General features: G+C 69.8%; 1 protein-coding gene. It reads right to left on the reverse strand.

Annotated features, from left to right (window positions below; all coding sequences use genetic code 11):
* Window positions 1-146 precede the first annotated feature (146 nt).
* Window positions 147-758: 50S ribosomal protein L1 (gene rplA, locus IG80_RS0111600; RefSeq protein WP_052046421.1), on the reverse strand; the 612-nt coding region annotated here is incomplete at its 5' end.

Consider the following 758-nt stretch of genomic DNA (forward strand, 5'->3'; position numbering starts at 1 on the left):
CGATTCCCTGCCAGTGCGAGCATCCCTGCCCGTCGTCGATGTGCGCCGACCGCACCTGCGGTCTTTGACGGCTGTCGCCGGACGAACCGGAGACTGCCCTCAAAACGTGCGCCCGGGCCGTCGCGGGGACGGCCCGGGGTACCGCATTACTTCAGGGTCAGCGAGGACTGGTCGACGGTCACGCCCGGGCCCATGGTCGAGCTCAGCGAGATCTTCTGCAGGTACTGGCCCTTGGAGGTCGCCGGCTTGGCCTTGATCAGGTCCAGCAGCAGCGCCTGCAGGTTCGACTTCAGCGCTTCATCGCTGAACTCGGCCTTGCCGATGGTGGCGTGGATGATGCCGGCCTTGTCGGTGCGGTAGCGGACCTGGCCCGACTTGGCGTTCTTCACCGCCTCGGCCGGGTTCGGCGACACGGTGCCGACCTTCGGGTTCGGCATCAGGCCGCGCGGGCCCAGCACCTGGCCGAGCTTGCCGACCACGCGCATGGCGTCCGGGGTGGCGATGACCACGTCGTAGTTCAGGTCGCCGGCCAGCATCTTCTCGGCCAGGTCGTCCATGCCCACGGCCTCGGCGCCGGCGGCGGTGGCCTCGTCGGCCTTGGCGCCCGCCGGGGCGAACACGGCCACGCGCACGCTCTTGCCGGTGCCGGCCGGCAGCACGGTGGAACCGCGCACCTGCTGGTCGGACTTCTTGGCGTCGACGCCCAGGCGGACGGACACGTCCACGGCCTCGACGAACTTGGCCTTGGTGAAGCCCTT

The sequence above is a fragment of the Candidatus Paracaedibacter symbiosus genome, assembly GCF_000757605.1.
Lineage (GTDB): Bacteria > Pseudomonadota > Alphaproteobacteria > Paracaedibacterales > Paracaedibacteraceae > Paracaedibacter_A > Paracaedibacter_A symbiosus.